The organism is Streptomyces sp. NPDC005899, assembly GCF_040629645.1.
Taxonomy (GTDB): Bacteria; Actinomycetota; Actinomycetes; order Streptomycetales; family Streptomycetaceae; genus Streptomyces.
Genome location: NZ_JBEXWB010000022.1, coordinates 26,159 through 42,457 on the forward strand (window position 1 = coordinate 26,159; position 16,299 = coordinate 42,457).

Sequence of the window (16,299 nt, forward strand, 5' to 3'; positions counted from 1 at the left end):
GGCAGCCCGTCCCGGCTCAGTCGTTCGTTAATCGGACAGTGATGTGCTCCAGCGCCGCGTCGAGCGTCTGGTCGAGCTCCGCCACCGAGTCAGCCGACGCGATGACGTGACCGATCCGGTCGTAGGCGTCGGTGGCCGGACGGATCGGGTCGCCGGCGCGGCGCGTGACGAGGACCTCGGCCACCCCCGGCAGTCGCCGGGCGGGCTCGACGCCCTCCAGGCCCGCGAGCCGCCCCTCGACGGAGCCGGTGAGGAAGGCGACGCCGGTCGGGATCAGCTCCGTCCGCGGCAGTTCGACGGGCAGCTCGGCCGCCGTGCGCAGTTGCTGGGTCAGCAGGTCGGGCCCGCCGGCCAGCCTGATCAGCTCGGGAATCATGCCACCTGCGAGCCGGGCGTTGATCTCGATGACCGTCGGCCCCTTCGCGGTCAGGCGCACCTCGGTGTGGCAGGCGCCGTGCCGCAGCCCGACCGCCTCGATCGCCGCCCGCACCATCCGCTCGATCGCGCGGGAGCCGGCCTTGTCCAGCGGTGCCGGGAAGGTGTGCCGGAGTTCGACGAACGAGGGCGGGGGCGACACCGACTTCCGGGTGATGCCCACGACGTGCAACTCACCCGCCACGAAGATCGTCTCCACGCTGTACTCCGGCCCCTGGACGTGCTCCTCGACGAGCACCTCCGGCGGGACCGCCTGGTCGCGCACGTTGTGCGTGATCGCCAGCAGCTTCGCGGCGTGGTCGCGGGCCTGCTCGACGGAGGTGCACAGCAGCACGCCCGTCGACGCCGAGTCCGAGGCCGGCTTGACAACGCAAGGCAGCCCGGTGGCCGCGACCGCGTCGGGCATGTCCGCCACCCGCGTCACCGGCACCGAGACCGGCTGTGGCAGTCCCGCGTCCGTCAGCAGCCGGCGGGTCGCCGACTTGCGGCGGCACGCGGCGACGGCCGCGGGCGGGTTGCCGGGCAGGCCGAGCGAGGCGGCCAGCCGGGCGACGGCCTCCAGATAGAACTCACTGGTGGTCGTCACCCCAGCCACCTCGCCGGGGGCGAAGTGGGTACGCAGGGCCGCCGCCAGGGCGTCCCCGTCGTTGGTGTCGCAGCGGATGACCTGGCAGTCGGCCTCACCGATGCCGGGGTAGCGGCCGGGCCGACCGGTGAGCAGTACGGGCGCCAGCCCGAGGTCCCTGGCGCGCGCGAGCGCCAGCATGCCGGTGCCCGTCGTGTTCGACTCGACGAAGACCAGGCGCCGCCGGGGGGTGGACGGCACCTCGGCCCGGGCCCAGCCGTCCACCTCGGTGCCGTAGCGCACCGTGGCCGGCGCCGTCCGCAGCGGGAGGTCGGCGAGTCCGGCACGTTTCCAGTACGCGTCGTCGTAGATCGAATCCACATAGCGATCCCCCCGGTCGGGGAAGATCCCGACGACACGTGTGCCGGGGGCGACGGTGTCGGCCAGGTGCCTCAGCACCCGGTAGACCGACCCCGAGGAATTTCCGGCGAACAGAGCTTCCTCCTGGGCCAGTTCACGGGTCGCGACGAAGGCCTCCCGGTCGTTCAGCCAGTGGACCTCGTCGATCTCCGCGTAGTCCAGGTTGGCCGGGATCAGGCTGTTGCCGATGCCGCTCTGCCGACGTCCTGGCTGGTCGGGCTGACCGAACAGGACGCTGCCGACGGCGTCGACGCCGATCACCCGCAGCGGACCAGAGCTTCCCGCGGCCTTCAGAGCGTGGCGCAGCGCGCGGGCGGTGCCGCACAGCGATCCGCCGCTGCCGACCGCGCCGACGAGCACGTCGATCCGGCCCAGGTCCGCCACCAGTTCGTCGGCGAGGGCGGCGTACGCCAGGGGGTTCTGCGGATTGGAGTACTGCCGGGGCCAGAACGCCCCCGGGTACTCGGCGCGCAGCGCGGCCAGCCGCTCCAGCCGGGCGCTCTGCCAGCCGTTCGCGGTCATCGCCTCGACCACGTGCACCGAGCAGCCGAGCGCCGTCAGCTTCGCCCGCGTGATCGCGTCGATCCGGGGGTCCGTCACGATGTGCACCGGATGGCCGAGGGCGTGGCCCGCCAGGGCGAGCCCCAGGGCCATCGTGCCCGAGGAGCTCTCGATGATCGGCGCGCCGGGGGCCAGGACCCCGTTCGCGCGCGCTTCGAGAACTACCTGGCGGGCGACCCGGTCCTTCATCGCGAACAGGTTCTGCAGTTCGAGCTTGGCCGCGACGGTCACGTCCGAGCGTGCCGTCCGCAGCCGCACGACGGGCGTGTGCCCGACGGCCTCGACGAGGTCATTGAAGATCATTGCTGGTCCGCTTCCTGTCAGCTCGACACCAAGGTCTGGTAACAGAGCACCCGTTCGCGATGGACGAGCTGACCGCACCGGTTGATGGCCTCGGCCAGCCGGCTCCGGAAACCGGGGACGTCGTGCGGCAGCAGCAGCCCGATCGTGGACCCGCTGTGCGCGGTCACCACCCCGACCCCGCCGACCTCCGCACTCAGCGCCGTTATCGCGTTCAGCGTCCGCTTCCGGCAGAGTCGCTGGTTGAGGTGGGCGCTGCGGGTCGCCACCTGCCCGATGGCCGCCGCGTCACCGGCCCGCACCGCCGTCCGGATCCTGTCCAGCAGCAGGGCGTACTCGTCTCGCTCCGCGTCGGTGAAGTTCTTGGGGATCCGGTTGAACGCGAGCGTGTCCACGGTGCCGCCCTCGTCGATGCCGACGATGGTCATCGGCGGCAGGGCGCCGAGCCGGTCCAGCAGCCTGACCTCGCGGTGCCGGAACGCTACCGCCTCCGGATACATCACGCCGTCTGTCGGCTCGATCCGGCGCAGCACGTCCTCGATGACCCGGGGCGGCAGCTCGACGCCGACCGCGCTCGCCACAGCGCGCGCCGTCGCCACCAGATCGGCCGACGAACTCGCCAGGCCTTTGCCCTCCGGCAGCGCGCCGCTGAGCCGCAGCGTCCCGCCGCCGTCGGCGTACCGGGCGAGCACGGTCTCGGCGACCTGGCGGGCCTTCGTCTTCGTCGCCGGGGACACCTCGACGGAGTCGTCGGCGCTCCGGTACTCGAACGTCGCCGTGGCCCATCGGGCGATGGGCAGGGTGACCAGGAAGTCGGGGCCGCCGTCGGGCAGGGCGCCCTGGAGGAGCTCCCCGAAGGTACCGAAGGCGGAGCTGACGGCGACGGCGCGCGCCGGGTTCCTCCCGCGCCTGGCCGGCGGGCCGATGAGCTGCCGGCTCGTCATGCGGCGCCCCCGGCCCCGGACGAGAGGGCGGCGTCGGCGGCCGGGGGCGAGACGGCGGTGTCGGTGGCGGCGAGCGCTTCCCGGACCGCGGCCCGGCGTGTGTCCCACTCCGCCCGGAGCGCATCGATCCGCGTGAGCTGCTCGGCCAGCAGCGCCGTCATCGAGTCCGGACTCGTCGAGCCCGCGGACACCTTCGCGCGCAGTTGCGCGTCCACGTCCGCGGAGTGCGTCAGGAACGAGGCCGGGTCGTCCAGCGGATGCCCCGCCTCCAGGGCCGCCTTGCCGAGTGCCGCCGGACTGCTGTGTCCCGGACGCCCGTCACCCTCGGCCAGCACCGCGGTGACGTACCGGCCGGCGACGACCTGCGCGGTACGCCACGGCAACCCGGCCCGCAGGGTCAGCTCGTTGGCCAGGCCGAAGCCCCCGAAGTGGTCCTCCTCGCAGACGGCGCGCATCCGGTCGGTGCGCCACTGGAGCCGGTCGAGGACCAGGGTGAAACCGGTCAGTACCGCGCGCGTCGCGCCGAACAGGTTGCTCGCGTGCAGGCCAGCCTCCTTGGAGACCTCCACCATGTTGCTGTACGGCGTGTTCCGCTGGCCGCCGGCGAAGTCGACGTAGAAGGCCGTGAGGTGCGCTGTGCGCCCGCGCAGCCGCTCCAGCAGCGGGTAGTTCTTCTTCTGTGGCATGGCCGCGGAGATGCCTGCGAGCTCGTCCGGCAGCTCGACCAGTCCGTACGCGCTCGACGACCAGGCCATGAGGTCGGTGAGGAAGCGGCTGAACCCTACGCCCGCCGAGGCGAGGTCGGCGGCGACGTCGAGCAGCCATTCCCGCGAAGCGACCGCGGGCAGCGCGTGCGGGACCGGTCCGTCGCAGCCGATTGCCCGTGCCAACCAGGCACGGTCCCAGCCCAGTTCCTGCCCGGCCATCGGACCTGCGCCGAGCGGCGAGCGGTTGATCCGGTCGTACGTGCCGAGCAGCCGGGACGACACGCGCAGCGCGTGTTCCACCACGGCGCTGAGGTAGAAGCCCGGCGTGATGATCTGCGCCGACTGGAGGTGCGTGTACCCGGGCATCGGCGAGGTGATGTCGCGTGACGCCCGTTCGTGCGCGACCGTGGCCAGCTCTCCGAGCAGGGCTGCGATCTCGCTCACCTGCTCGCGTCCGTACAGAAGTTGGGCCGTGGCCTGGAGGTCGTTGCGGCTGCGGTCGACATGCCAGGCGGGCACGGGCTCCGGCAGAGCCCGGGTGACGTCGGCCTCCATCGCCAGCGCGATGTCGGTGAGGGCCGCCCCGGCGCCGGCGGTCAGCCGCTCCGGGGTCAGCCCGTCGAGCGCCGCCGCGAGTCGGTGGACCTGATCGTCCGCCAGTACGCCGAGGCGGCGGTACTCGCGCAGCAGCGCCTTCTCGATCAGGACGTACCAGCGCAGCAGATGGGCGACCTCGTGCGTGAACTGGGGCTCCAGGAACTCCTGCCGGATGAAGTCGTCCGGCGTGGCCGCGAGCCGACCGGTCAGCTTCAACGGGTGCTGCCTTCCTCAGCGGCCGCAAGGGTCGCGGTGACGATCTCCGCCGCGGCGGCGGGGTGACTGCGGAAGAGATAGCGGCTCGGCTCCGCGAACCGGGTGATCCGCGCCCCGGGGAGTGCGTCCGCGCAGCGCGCCGTGGCCTCGCCCTCACCGGGAGCCGCAGGGATCGCCACGATCGTCGTGGGGAGGTCGAGGGTCCCGGAGAAGGCGCTGAGGTACCGCTCCGCCTCGCGGAGGTCGTGCCGGTAGGCGCGCTCGATCAACTCGCCGCGGCTCGAACGCGACTGGTCGACGTCGGTGAGCGCGCCGGCGTCACGCAGCCAGGCACCGATGTCGGTCGATCCGGCGGCAGCTGTTCCGCCACCGGCCGGTCCGCCGTCGGCGGGCTCCCGTTCGATCGCGGCGGCCAGGAAGAGGTGGCGGGGAGGTGCACCGGCCTCCCGCAGCGACCGGGCGGTTTCCAGCGCGAGCGCCACGCCCGCCCCGTGCCCCCACAGCGCCACGGGCAGCTCGATCCGGTCGAGGATCTCCCGGGTCAGCGGGCCGGCGACCCGGTCGACTCCGGCCAGTTCCTCGTCCGGCCGGGCGAAGTCGTGGCCGGGCAGTTCCACCGCGTACACCGCCACGTCCGCGGCGGACAACGCCCGGGCCATGGCCTCAAAGTTGAGCGCGTTGCCCGCCTCGTACGGTACGCAGACGAGTGCCGCGGTCGCGTCTTTCGGCACCGACAGCGGCTGGAGCAGCGGGGCCTCGGCCGGACCGGTACCCTCGGCAGCGGCGGCTAGATCGGCCAGTACCGGGTTGGCCATGAGATCCACGAGCGAGATGAGCCCGCCGAGCTGCACGACGAGCCGTACTGCCGCCAGCGACCCGCCGCCCTGGGCGAAGAAGTCGTCGTTGCGGCCGACCTCGTCGAGCGGCAGGCCCAGCACCTCCGCCCACACGGTGGCGATCCGCCGCTCCGCGGCGGTCCGCGGCGGCGTCACGCTGTTGCCGCTCGCACTGCTGGTCTCCAGCTCCGTCAAGGCCCGCTTGTCGACCTTGCCGTTGTCGGTGAGCGGGAACTCGGGCAGCCAGCGCAGCGTACGCGGCACCAACTGCGTCGGAAGCCGATCGGCCAGCAGCTCACGGACCGTCGGTATCGCCTGCTCGGCCGTGTAGAAGCCCGCAAGGCGCTTGCTCGCGCCGTCCGGCATCACGATCACGCACGCCGCCCGCACCCCAGCCACCCTCACGAGCTGCGCCTCGACCTCGCCGACCTCGACCCGGACCCCGCTGATCTTCACCTGCTCGTCCCGTCGGCCAACGAACCGCAGCCGCCCGTCGGACAGCCAGTGTCCGTAGTCACCGGTGCGGTAGCGGCGCAGCCCGGGGCGGACCGGATCGTCGCCGAAGGCCTCTGCGGTGTGCTCCGGATCGTTGATGTAGCCCCGGCCGACGCACACCCCGGAGAACGTGATCTCCCCGATGCTGTGGTCCGCCACAGGAAGCCCGTCCTCGCCGACGACGTCGACAAGGACGTTGGCGATGGGCACGCCCACGGTGACCTGCTCGTCGTCCGCCATGCCGCGGATGACCTCGTGTGTCGTGTCGTCCGATGCCTCGGTAGCGCCGTAGGCGTTGACCACGGGCACGTCGGGACACTGCTTGAACCAACGGGTGAGCACCTGCCGGCTCACCGCCTCGCCAGTGACGCCGAGCATGCGCAGCGAGTCGGGCGCGCGGTCGCCCCGCTCCAGCCTGCTGACGATCACGTCCAGGTAGCTGGGGACGAGCTGGAGGACGCCGACATTCTCCGCTGCCAGGAGGGCGAGGAGCGCGGGAACGTCGAGCATCAGCTCCGGATCGATGATCACGGTGCTGCCGCCGACGAGGAGCGGCGCGAGCGCCTGCCACAGAGAGATGTCGAAGCACTGGGACGCGGTCTGGGCCACGGCAGCGCCCGCCGCGATCTCGAACGTGTCGATTTTCGCCAGCAGGTGGTTGAGCATGCCGGCGTGTTCGCAGGCGGCGCCCTTCGGTGCCCCCGTGGAGCCGGAGGTGAAGTAGATGTAGGCAAGCGCCCCGTCCCCGACACGGGCGGGCTGTGCCTCGACGGCTGCTGCCGGAGCCAGCGGGAGCGCCCGTACGGCCGCCTCCTTGAGTGGGCGCTCCGACACATCGTCCTCGACAAGGGCCAGCCGGCTCCCGCTGCGGTGCAGCAGGTCGGCGATCCGCTCGTCGGGGTAGGCCGGATCAATCGGCAGATAGGCCCCGCCCGCCTTGAAGATACCGAGCATCGCAGCCAGCCAGTCGAGCGAGCGGTGGCTGATCACCGACACCACGCCCTCGGGCCGCAGCCCGGCAGAGAGGAGGGCTCCGGCCACTCGGTTCGCAGCGGCGTCGAGTTCCGCGTATGTCCACCGCGTGCCACGGTGGACGGCCGCGATGGCCGACGGCGTCGCCCGCGCGCACTCCTCGAAGATCTCGTGGGCACGGCGGTCGGGGAGCGGCCGTACCGGCCCCACCCCGTGTGCCTGCCGACCGCGGACTGCCTCGGCCTTCTCCGTCACAGTGCCAGCCTTTCCGGCCGAACGATAGGGGCGGCCTGGATTCCTGAGCGGTAACCGATCCGAAAGGGGAGAGGGGGGCGCAGCGTCCGCGCGGCCCGGTCTCTCAAGGAAACACGCTAGTGAGCTGTGGGGTTCGCCCGTACTGACATCGGTCAGGGATCCGCCGGCCCGACGTACTGACAGATGCCAGTACCGGTGGGCCGCCCACCGCTCTGCATACTCGACACTCGCTGCCTCAGAAGAAGGAGACCCGGTGTTTCCGCTCAGCGCCGCACAGCAAATCGTCTGGCTCCAGCAGCAGGTGCTTCCGGAGAGCCGCGCCTATCACGCCACCGCGGTGGTCGAATTTCATGGTGAATTCGATCCGGTGGTGATCCGCCGATGTATCGCCGACGCGGTCGGCCGCCACGACGCCTTCCGGATCCGGATGTGTGACACCGATTCCGGGATCCCCGTGCAGGAGGTCGTTGCGCATATCTCCGTGGAGGTCCCCCAGTACGACCTGCGCGACGCCGACGACCCCGCGGGACGGCGGGAGGAACTGCTCCGCGGGCAGGTCAACACCGCCTTCGACCTACGGACCGCGCCGCTCGCCCGCTGGATGCTGCTGCACCTGGCCGACGGTCACTGGCAACTCGCCATGACTGAACACCACCTGGTGCACGACGGTCGGTCCACCGTGATCTTCCTCGGCGACGTGCTCGATCAGTACGCGGCCGAGATGTCCGGCGGACACCACGTCCCGGAGGCTGCCCCCTCGTACGAGGAGTACGTCGCCTACACGGGCTCGGACGCGTATCGTGCGCGGGTCGCCGCCGACGTTGCCTGGTGGGCGGAGCGGCTCGACGGTGCCCGGTTCAGCGTCGACTTCCCCACCCTGGGGACCCGGCGCTCGGCCCTGTTCGATCACCGCGGCGGGCAGTTCCGGCAGGTGCTCTCCGCCGCGCTCATGGACCAGGTGCGGGATGTCGCCCAGGAGAGTGGTCACACGGTCTTCGCCACGCTGCTTGCCGTCTACTCCGAACTGTGCCGCCGCCACTCCGGGCAGAACGAACTGGTCATCGGCATGCCGCTGGCCAACCGCCCGGTGGAATTCGAGCACACGGTGGGGATGATGGTCGGCGCCATACCCCTTCGGCTGGCGATCGACCCCCTGGCTCCGGGCAGCGACCTTGCCGAGGAGGCCATGACGGCGGTCTTCGACGCCATCGACCATGAGTCCGCTCCGATCCAGGACCTGGTGACGGCGCTCAAGCGCAGCAGCAAAGGGCTGGGCAACCCGCTTTTCAACATCATGTTCGCCATGCACGACGCCCCCTGTCCGCCCGTGAAGATCCCAGGCATCTCGGTCAACATGGAGATCGCCGTGAGCGCCGGCAGCACCAAGTTCGACCTGAGCGTCGTGGTCATGCCGGACAAGGTCCTGCAGGCGGACCACGGCGACCACGGCTACGAATTGGTCTGGGAGTACTCCACTCAGATGTTCGGGCCCGAGGACGTGGAGACGCTCGCCACCGGATTCGAGGCCCTGCTCCGCGCTTACGTCGCCAGGCCGTCCGCGCCGATCGGCACCTTGGCACCGGCCGTGGCCGCGCGCCCGGCACGCGACGCCCGTAACAAGGACGAGGGGTTCGGTGCGGCTGACGCGGCGGAGGTGGCGCCGCGCGCCGGGGAGGCTCCGGCCACCGGCGCCGGAACGCCTTCCGGCTCGCTGTGGCTGCAGGCGTTCCGGCACATCCTGGAGCGCGACGACATCGACGAGGACACCGACTTCTTCCAGGCGGGCGGCTATTCGCTGCTCGTGCCGCTGCTGGTGGCCCACTACGAGACGCTCGCGGGCCGACGGACTCCGACGAGTCTGGTCTTCGAGTTCTCGTTGCCGCGAGAACTGGAGGCGGCGACGGCCGCGATGGCGGGGCGCTGAGCCATGACCACGTACCGGCACACCGTCGAGGACGCGGATGTCTTCGGCAAACACGGCATCGAGCTGACGGTCTACGGACAACGCGACCCGTCGGCCACGGTTGTGCGCGTGCAGGTGGAACGGGGGCATTTCCAGGAGTTTTCCAATTCCCGAAGTTCCTACATCTACTACATCGTCAGCGGTCGGGGAGTGTTCCACCTGAACGACGAGGCGATCGCCGTCGGTGCCACCGACCTGGTAACCGTCCCGCCGAACACCCGGATCCACTATTTCGGCACGATGGAGATGGTCCTCACTGTGGCGCCGGCATTCGATGAACGAGACGAACGACATATCAGGTTCATCAGCGAGAGCGAGATTCCCGATTAATGCCCGTCACACCCGCTGGATGGAGGATGGCAAGTCGATGACCACGGACCACGCCGCACTGCCCACGGGGTGCCACGCGCGCACTCCCGCTCCGCCGCCGGACGCAGCGTCCCTGCCGGACGATCCGCCACTGCCGTACGAACTCGCCCTGCCGACGGACCGGTCGCGGCCGGCCCACCCCGCACCGGTCGTGGAACTGCACTGGTTCGACCTGACTCCCGAGATCCACCGTGCCCTGCTCGCCACTGCCGGGGCCGCCCGGGCGTCGCTGCCGACGGCGCTCCATGCCGCCGTGGCCGCTCTGCTGACCCGGCTGGGGGCCGGCGTCGACATCCCGATCGCGGCACCGGCGGACTCCCCGGCCCGGTACCTCAGCCTGCGAATCGGAACAGACGGGAACCCGAGCCTTCGCGAGCTTCTCGTACGGGCTCGGGAGGCGGGTCGCACGGCCCGCGCGAGGCAGGACGTCGCCACGCAACGCCGGACGGACGACACCGACTCGGTGCGGCGCGTCGAAAGCGGTCCGGCGGCCCAGGTGGCGCGGGGCCGAGCGGGCGCGTCCCCGGCCCCCGCCCCCCCCCCCCCGCCCGTGCCGCCGCCCCGGCCTGCCGGGCGCGCCCGAGGACGGGGCCGAGGCCACCACGGAGCCCCCTGCCCCCGCAGCGCCCCAGGACGCGGCCGGACCGTACGCCGTCGGGCCCGACCGCCACGAGCGCGCCGCCGACACCAGCCCGGCAGCCGCCGCCACGCCCGTCGCCGACGCCCTCCCCGGACCTCGGCAGCCCTTGACCGGACTGGGCGAGGAGGTGCCCGACCCGGCACCCTCGCCCGCACGCGTCACCGACAAGGGCCTGCCCAAGCGCACGCCCCGGATCGTGGCACCGACCGCCGCCCCGGTCGCCGAACGCAGGGGCGGCGTGGACAAGGAGGCGCTGCGCCGCAAGCTCGGCGGCTTCCACCGGGGTGCGACGGAAGGCCGACGCGACGTGGAAGCCGAGATGACGGGGCACACGGACGGGGAGACCCCGGACCGTACCGGCCGCACCGACCTGACCGGCCGTACCGACGGCCGCATCGATGAGACGGGGGACACAGTCGAGGAGGCACGCAGTTGAGCGCACCGAGCACGCTGGGGCTGAGCACCGAGGCCCGGAACCTGCACTGGTTGCTGAGCAATCTCGTGGAGGAGGTGCCAGGGGTCCACTCGGTCACCGTCGTCTCGTCCGACGGGCTCATGCTGCTCTCCTCGGACCCCGGCCTCGCGACGGCCAAGGCGGCGGGGCGGCCTCAGGGCCCCCGAGGCTCCAGCGCCGACCTCGCCACCATCGTCTCCGGTATCGGGTCCCTCACGATCGGTGCCGCCAAGCTGATGGACGGCGGCGGGGTCAAGCAGACGATGGTCGCGATGGACGAGGGCAGTGTCTTCGTCATGTCGATCAGCGACGGTTCGCTGCTCGGTGTACACGCCACGCCCGACTGCGACATGAGCGTCGTCGCCTACCACATGGCGCTCTTCGTCGGCCGGGCCGGACACGTACTCACCCCCGAAGTCCGCAGCGAGCTGCGCAAGTCGATGGAGAGCGCCCAGTGACGTCAGCCGCCGAACCCGTCCGCAGGCTCCCCGTGCGGGGCGCCGACCGCAGGCCCGCGCGGGTCCGCCCGTACTCCCTCACCGGTGGCCGCACCCGCTTCGGCCACGTCCTGCTCGTCGAGACGTTCGTCGCCGCGCTGGAGGCCCCGGAGGAGCGGCGGGAGCTGACGAACGGCAATCTCGCCTCACGCCTCATGCCGGAGCTCCGGGCCATCGTCGAGCTGTGCCGGCGCATGCGTACGGTCGCGGAGATCTCCGCCCTGCTGAAGATGCCGCTCGGCGTCGTCCGGGTGCTGCTCAGCGACCTGGCCGACCAGGGAAAGATCCGCGTGTACGGCACCGGCCACGGCGCCGGCCAGCCCGACCGCGCACTGCTCGAAAGGGTGCTCGATGGACTCCGTCGTCTCTGAGGCGCCGCTCTTCGCCCCGCGTCAGCCGGGGCCGCGGGACCAGCCCGACGAAGCGGCACAGGCATGGCAGCTGGACCACACGCGCGCGCCGATCGCCACCAAGATCGTGGTCGCGGGCGGTTTCGGTGTGGGCAAGACGACCTTCGTCCGGTCGGTCTCCGAGATAACCCCGCTCCAGACCGAAGCGCTGATGACGCAGGCCAGCGAGGCCACCGACGACCTCAGCGCCACGCCCGACAAGGTCACCACGACGGTCGCGATGGACTTCGGCCGTCTCACGCTCGACAACGACCTCGTGCTGTACGTCTTCGGCACGCCGGGCCAGCAGCGGTTCTGGTTCATGTGGGACGACCTCGTGCGCGGTGCGATCGGCGCCGTCGTGCTCGCCGACACCCGCCGCCTCGCCGACTGCTTCGCGGCACTCGACTACTTCGAGAGCTGCGGCCTTCCGTACATCGTCGCCGTGAACCACTTCGAGGGCACGCCCGGATTCGAGGAGCAGGACGTCAGGGAGGCCCTGACCGTGCCCCCGCACGTGCCTGTTGTGATCATGGACGCGCGTAAGAGGGGCACGGTCGTCGATGCGCTGCTCGCCCTGGTGGGACACGCCCTCGACGTCACACCCGCGTAACCCGACGCACCCAGGCACACGTAACGGAGAACCGCGATGCGGAAGATACTCATAGTCGGAGCCGGTCAGTCCGGCCTCCAGCTGGCCCTCGGCCTGCAGTCCCAGGGCTACGAAGTCACCGTCATGTCCAACCGCACGGCGGACGAGATCAGGTCCGGCCGGGTCATGTCGACGCAGTGCATGTTCCACACGGCACTGGAGTACGAGCGTGAGCTCCAGCTCAACTTCTGGGAGTCGCAGGCCCCGCGGATCGAGGGCCTCGGCGTCTCGGTCGCGGCCCCCGACTCCTCGCGGGCGATCGACTGGGTGGGCAGGCTGGACGGGTTCGCGCAGTCCGTCGACCAGCGGGTGAAGATGGCCGGCTGGATGGAGACCTTCGCCCAGCGCGGCGGCCAGCTAGTCATCCACGGCGCCGCCGTATCCGACCTGGACTACTTCTCCCGCGCCTACGACCTGGTGATGGTCTCGGCGGGCAAGGGCGAGCTGGTCTCGATGTTCGGCCGGGACGCCTCCCGTTCGCCGTTCGACGCCCCGCAGCGCGCGCTGGCCGTCGCCTACGTCCACGGCCTGGGCCCGCGCCCGGAGCACCCGGACTTCGACGCGGTCCGCTGCAACCTGGTCCCGGGCGTCGGCGAGCTCTTCGTCATGCCGACCCTGACGACGTCGGGCCGTGCGGACATCCTCTTCTGGGAGGGCGTCCCCGGAGGCCCGCTCGACGCCTTCCAGGGCATCAAGGACCCCTCGGAGCACCTGGCCAGGACGCTGGAGCTCATGGAGAAGTTCACGCCGTGGGAGTACGCCCGTGCCACGAAGGTCGAGCTGACCGACGCCAACGCCACGCTCGCGGGCCGTTACGCCCCCACCGTGCGGCAGCCGATCGGCCGGCTGCCCGGCGGCGGGCTGGTGCTCGGGGTGGGCGACGTGGTCGTGGCCAACGACCCGATCACCGGCCAGGGCTCCAACACGGCGTCCAAGTGCGCGCACTCCTACCTCCGGTCGATCGTGGAGCACGGCGACCGCGAGTTCGACGCGGAGTGGATGCAGGCCACCTTCGACCGGCACTGGGAGAACACCCGGCACGTCGTGAAGTGGACGAACGCGATGCTCGGCGTCCCCCCGGAGCACGTACTGAACCTGATCGGCGCCGCCGGTCAGCTCCAGCCCGTCGCGGACCGCTTCGCCAACGGGTTCAACGACCCGGCGGACTTCGACAACTTCTTCTTCGAGCCGGAGAAGACGGACGCGTACCTCGCCGAGGTCTCGGGCGCCCGGACCGTCTGACCTGCGCGCACGCGTGCGGACGGACCACCCCGCCGGTCACGGTGGTCCGTCCGCACCCCGGCGGGGCGGTGGCCCCGGCGGTGGCGGTGTCCGCCGGCCCGGCGCGTCGCTCCCGGGTCCGCCCCGGTGCGGGCGGCGGTCAGTGCCGGGGGGCCGACTCCGCTCCGTACCCCGTGTCCGAGCCGGTCGACGCGCCCCGGGGCAGTACCGGAGCGGTGTAGGCGCTCAGCGGCTCGCTGCCCGGGTCCGGTCGGACGGCGCCCAGCAGCGGGTTCGAGGCCAGCGGGGAGACCTTCACCGTGGCCCCGGGCCTGGGGGCCTGCACGACGAGCCCGTCGCCGATGTAGAGCGCCACATGGGTGGCCTTCGGGAAGTAGACCACCAGGTCTCCGGGGCGCAGCGACGAGACCGGGATCCTCGGGAGCCGCCGCCACTGTTCCTGGGACGTCCGTGGAATGGCCCGCCCCGCGTTCGACCAGGCCTGCGAGGTGAGCCCCGAGCAGTCGAAGGACTCCGGCCCTTCGGCGCCCCAGACGTACGGCTTGCCGATCTGCCGGACCGCGTACCGCACGGCCTCGCCGCCCTCCTCGGACGGCGGGCGGGGCGAGCTGAGCGCTCCCGAGGCCACGAGGGCGTCCTGGGCCTCGTCGATGTTCTTCTCCTCGAGCCGTGACACCTGCGTGAGCTGCTCCCGCGACAGCGAGGCGAGCATCGCCTCGACGCCATCGAGCCGGGCCTCCACGGCGTCGCGCTGCTTCTTCGCCCTCCTCACCAGCACCTTCTGCCGGTCGGCCGCCAGGCGAGCCCTGGCCGCCAGCGCCTTCGCCCGCTTCTCCGCACCGGTGAGCCGTTCGACCGCGGCCGTTCTGCCGGCCTGGGCCCGCTGGATCACGTGGCTCTGCTCCAGGGCCTGCTGGGGGTCGCGGGCGAGCAGCAGCCGCAGGTACACGGAGTAGCCGGTGCGGCTCCGGTACTGCTCGCGGGCGAGGCGGCCCGCGTCACGGTGGCTGTTCCCCAGGGCCTCGCGGGCCCGGGAGAGCGCGGAGTCCAGCTTCCGGGCCTGCGCCCCGCGCTTCCTCAGTTCGGCCACGGTGGCCTTGTGGCGCTCGCCGGCCTCCTCCACCTGCTGGTACAGCGTCTGCAACCGCTTCAGCAGCGCTGCGACGCTCTGCGGGGCGCCGGTGGCGGGGGTGGCCGGGGCGGCGTCCGCGCCGGCGCCGGCCGTGCCGGCGTCGGAGAGAGCCACGCCTGTGCCCGTGTCTGCGCCCGTACCCGTGCCGGCCGACGGTTCCGCGCGGGGCCCGTCCCCGGTGTCCGCGGTGCGTCCGGTCGCGGCTTCGGCAGGGTGTCCGGCGGCGGGGCCGGCGGGTCCGGCGGTGGCGGGGGGTGCGGCGACGACCGCGGCCAGAGCCGCCGTGCAGAGGGTACGGGCGAGTCGGCCTGACACGGCATCCCACCTCCGGTGACGGGGGCTCAGCCATCAGTAGGACCAGCCCACGAATGATCGGGTCCGGTCCATCCGGTCACTCGGCGCCGGGTGGGGCAAGGACCACCCGGCGTGGCGGCCGTCCTGCCCCCCGGACGGAGGACAGGGCGCCGTCAGGCCACCGGGAGTGCGTAGACGGCCCGCTCCCGCTGGACGAACGCGTACTTCCCGGCGGTGAGCACCCGGTAAGGGGCCCCGACCGTGGCGCCCTTCGGGTCCTGCACACCGACGTCCTGGAACTTCCAGAGCCGTCGCCCGTCCGCCGCCGAGAAGGCGGTCACCTGTGAGGCGTCCGCCGCGAGCAGGGTCTTGCCGCCGCCGCTGAGGGTGAGGGCGGGTGCGGCCCCGCCGAGCGGCACCTCCGTGGACCGCCGCCAGACCACGCGTCCGGTCGCCCGCTCGACCGCACCGACCTCCTGGTTGCGGTTGGTGGTGTGCAGCAGCGTGCCGGCCGGGACAGGGGTGCCGAAGACGGACGCCGAGGTGCCGTTCAGCGTCCACACCGGCTTGCCCGTAGCCGTCTCGAACGCCTGGAGGTCGTCGCCCACCGCCCCGTACAGGCGCCCCTCCCCGTCCCCCTGCGCGGCCCCGCCCGGTGCGAGAGCGCCGAACTGCCGGGTCCACAGCTGCTTCCCCGTGGCGCGGTCGAAGCAGCGGAAGACGGCCCTGCCCCTGCCCGCCGCGACGTCGGCGGGGGTGAGCGTCGCCGGGGCCTGGACCACGACCAGGTCGGCGTCCCGGACGGCGGCCGCCCGGTAGGCGGGCGTGCCGGGGGCGCGGCCCGCGGGGACGGCGACGCGCCACAGCTCCTTGCGCGCGACCATGTCGTACGCGAAGAAGTACGCCTTGACGACCTGCGTGTCCTTGCCGGGCTTCTTGCCCTTCTTCGGCTTCGGTGCCTTCACCGTGACCGTGTGCGAGCCGGTGAACCAGACGACGGGCCCGGAACTCCCCGCCGACGCCGCCACCTTCAGGCCAGGCAGGCCGGTGAAGTGGTCGGCGTACCGGACACGGTGCTCGACCCGCCCGTCCTCGGCCGACAGCCAGAGGAACTCGGCCGGGCCCGCCAGGAAGCAGAGCTTCTTCCCGCCGGCCAGAACCGCCTGGGCACCGGCGGCGGCCGGCTGGTCCCAGACCTTCCGGCCGGTCCGCAGATCGACGGCGGTGGCCCCGGCCGCGCTGGTCAGCACCAGCAGCTCGCCCTGCCACAGGCCCGCGGTGAGCGGCGCGGGAGCGGCGGCCGGATGCGTGTACATCCACCGCGGCTCCGGTGGGCGGCCAGGCAGCGCCGGCGGCGACGCCGG

At 72.1% G+C, this 16,299-nt stretch carries 12 protein-coding genes and 1 pseudogene; 7 read left to right on the plus strand and 6 right to left on the minus strand.

Annotated features, from left to right (window positions below; genetic code table 11):
- Window positions 1-16: 16 nt before the first annotated feature.
- From ABZ371_RS05300 to ABZ371_RS05315, 4 genes are read right to left on the minus strand one after another with little or no spacing between them, the layout of a single operon-like run.
- Window positions 17-2,284: a pyridoxal-phosphate dependent enzyme gene (locus ABZ371_RS05300; protein ID WP_358673733.1), complete on the minus strand. Its 2,268-nt coding sequence runs from the start codon at window positions 2,282-2,284 to the stop codon at window positions 17-19.
- A gap of 17 nt (window positions 2,285-2,301) precedes the next feature.
- Window positions 2,302-3,225: a kinase gene (locus tag ABZ371_RS05305; protein WP_358673735.1), complete on the minus strand. Its 924-nt coding sequence runs from the start codon at window positions 3,223-3,225 to the stop codon at window positions 2,302-2,304.
- The gene (locus ABZ371_RS05310) at window positions 3,222-4,745 is read right to left on the minus strand and encodes a lyase family protein (protein ID WP_358673738.1); all 1,524 of its coding nucleotides are present in this window, start codon (window positions 4,743-4,745) and stop codon (window positions 3,222-3,224) included. The genes ABZ371_RS05305 and ABZ371_RS05310 overlap by 4 nt, the downstream gene beginning before the upstream one ends.
- Window positions 4,742-7,303 (minus strand): amino acid adenylation domain-containing protein, encoded by a 2,562-nt coding sequence (locus ABZ371_RS05315; RefSeq protein ID WP_358673741.1) that lies wholly within the window; start codon window positions 7,301-7,303, stop codon window positions 4,742-4,744. The genes ABZ371_RS05310 and ABZ371_RS05315 overlap by 4 nt, the downstream gene beginning before the upstream one ends.
- Window positions 7,304-7,604: 301 nt before the next feature.
- On the opposite strand from ABZ371_RS05315, the gene ABZ371_RS05320 reads away from it, so the two are divergent.
- The 7 genes and pseudogenes from ABZ371_RS05320 (at window position 7,605) to ABZ371_RS05350 (ending at window position 13,509) form a co-directional block, all read left to right on the plus strand.
- Complete coding sequence (locus ABZ371_RS05320; protein WP_358673765.1) at window positions 7,605-9,227, plus strand: condensation domain-containing protein; 1,623 nt, start codon at window positions 7,605-7,607, stop codon at window positions 9,225-9,227.
- A gap of 3 nt (window positions 9,228-9,230) precedes the next feature.
- Window positions 9,231-9,596 (plus strand): hypothetical protein, encoded by a 366-nt coding sequence (locus tag ABZ371_RS05325; protein WP_358673744.1) that lies wholly within the window; start codon window positions 9,231-9,233, stop codon window positions 9,594-9,596.
- A gap of 665 nt (window positions 9,597-10,261) precedes the next feature.
- Window positions 10,262-10,711, plus strand: a pseudogene (locus tag ABZ371_RS05330) (histidine kinase); the annotation flags it as partial.
- Complete coding sequence (locus tag ABZ371_RS05335; RefSeq protein ID WP_358673747.1) at window positions 10,708-11,187, plus strand: roadblock/LC7 domain-containing protein; 480 nt, start codon at window positions 10,708-10,710, stop codon at window positions 11,185-11,187. The pseudogene ABZ371_RS05330 and the gene ABZ371_RS05335, both read left to right, overlap by 4 nt.
- Window positions 11,184-11,597: a DUF742 domain-containing protein gene (locus tag ABZ371_RS05340; protein WP_358673750.1), complete on the plus strand. Its 414-nt coding sequence runs from the start codon at window positions 11,184-11,186 to the stop codon at window positions 11,595-11,597. Before ABZ371_RS05335 ends, ABZ371_RS05340 begins: the two co-directional genes overlap by 4 nt.
- Window positions 11,578-12,228 carry an ATP/GTP-binding protein gene (locus ABZ371_RS05345; RefSeq protein ID WP_358673753.1) on the plus strand — a complete coding sequence of 217 codons (651 nt, stop codon included), beginning with the start codon at window positions 11,578-11,580 and terminating at the stop codon, window positions 12,226-12,228. Before ABZ371_RS05340 ends, ABZ371_RS05345 begins: the two co-directional genes overlap by 20 nt.
- A gap of 36 nt (window positions 12,229-12,264) precedes the next feature.
- Window positions 12,265-13,509: a styrene monooxygenase/indole monooxygenase family protein gene (locus ABZ371_RS05350; RefSeq protein ID WP_358673756.1), complete on the plus strand. Its 1,245-nt coding sequence runs from the start codon at window positions 12,265-12,267 to the stop codon at window positions 13,507-13,509.
- A 139-nt stretch (window positions 13,510-13,648) separates the two neighbouring features.
- Here the strand turns inward: ABZ371_RS05350 and ABZ371_RS05355 are convergent, their stop codons facing one another.
- Together ABZ371_RS05355 and ABZ371_RS05360 are read right to left on the minus strand one after the other, a co-directional pair.
- Window positions 13,649-14,956, minus strand: coding sequence for a C40 family peptidase (locus ABZ371_RS05355; protein WP_358673759.1), 1,308 nt, complete (start codon window positions 14,954-14,956; stop codon window positions 13,649-13,651).
- 152 nt (window positions 14,957-15,108) lie between these two features.
- A partial coding sequence (locus ABZ371_RS05360) for a PQQ-binding-like beta-propeller repeat protein (protein ID WP_358673762.1) occupies window positions 15,109-16,299 on the minus strand: 1,191 nt, incomplete at its 5' end.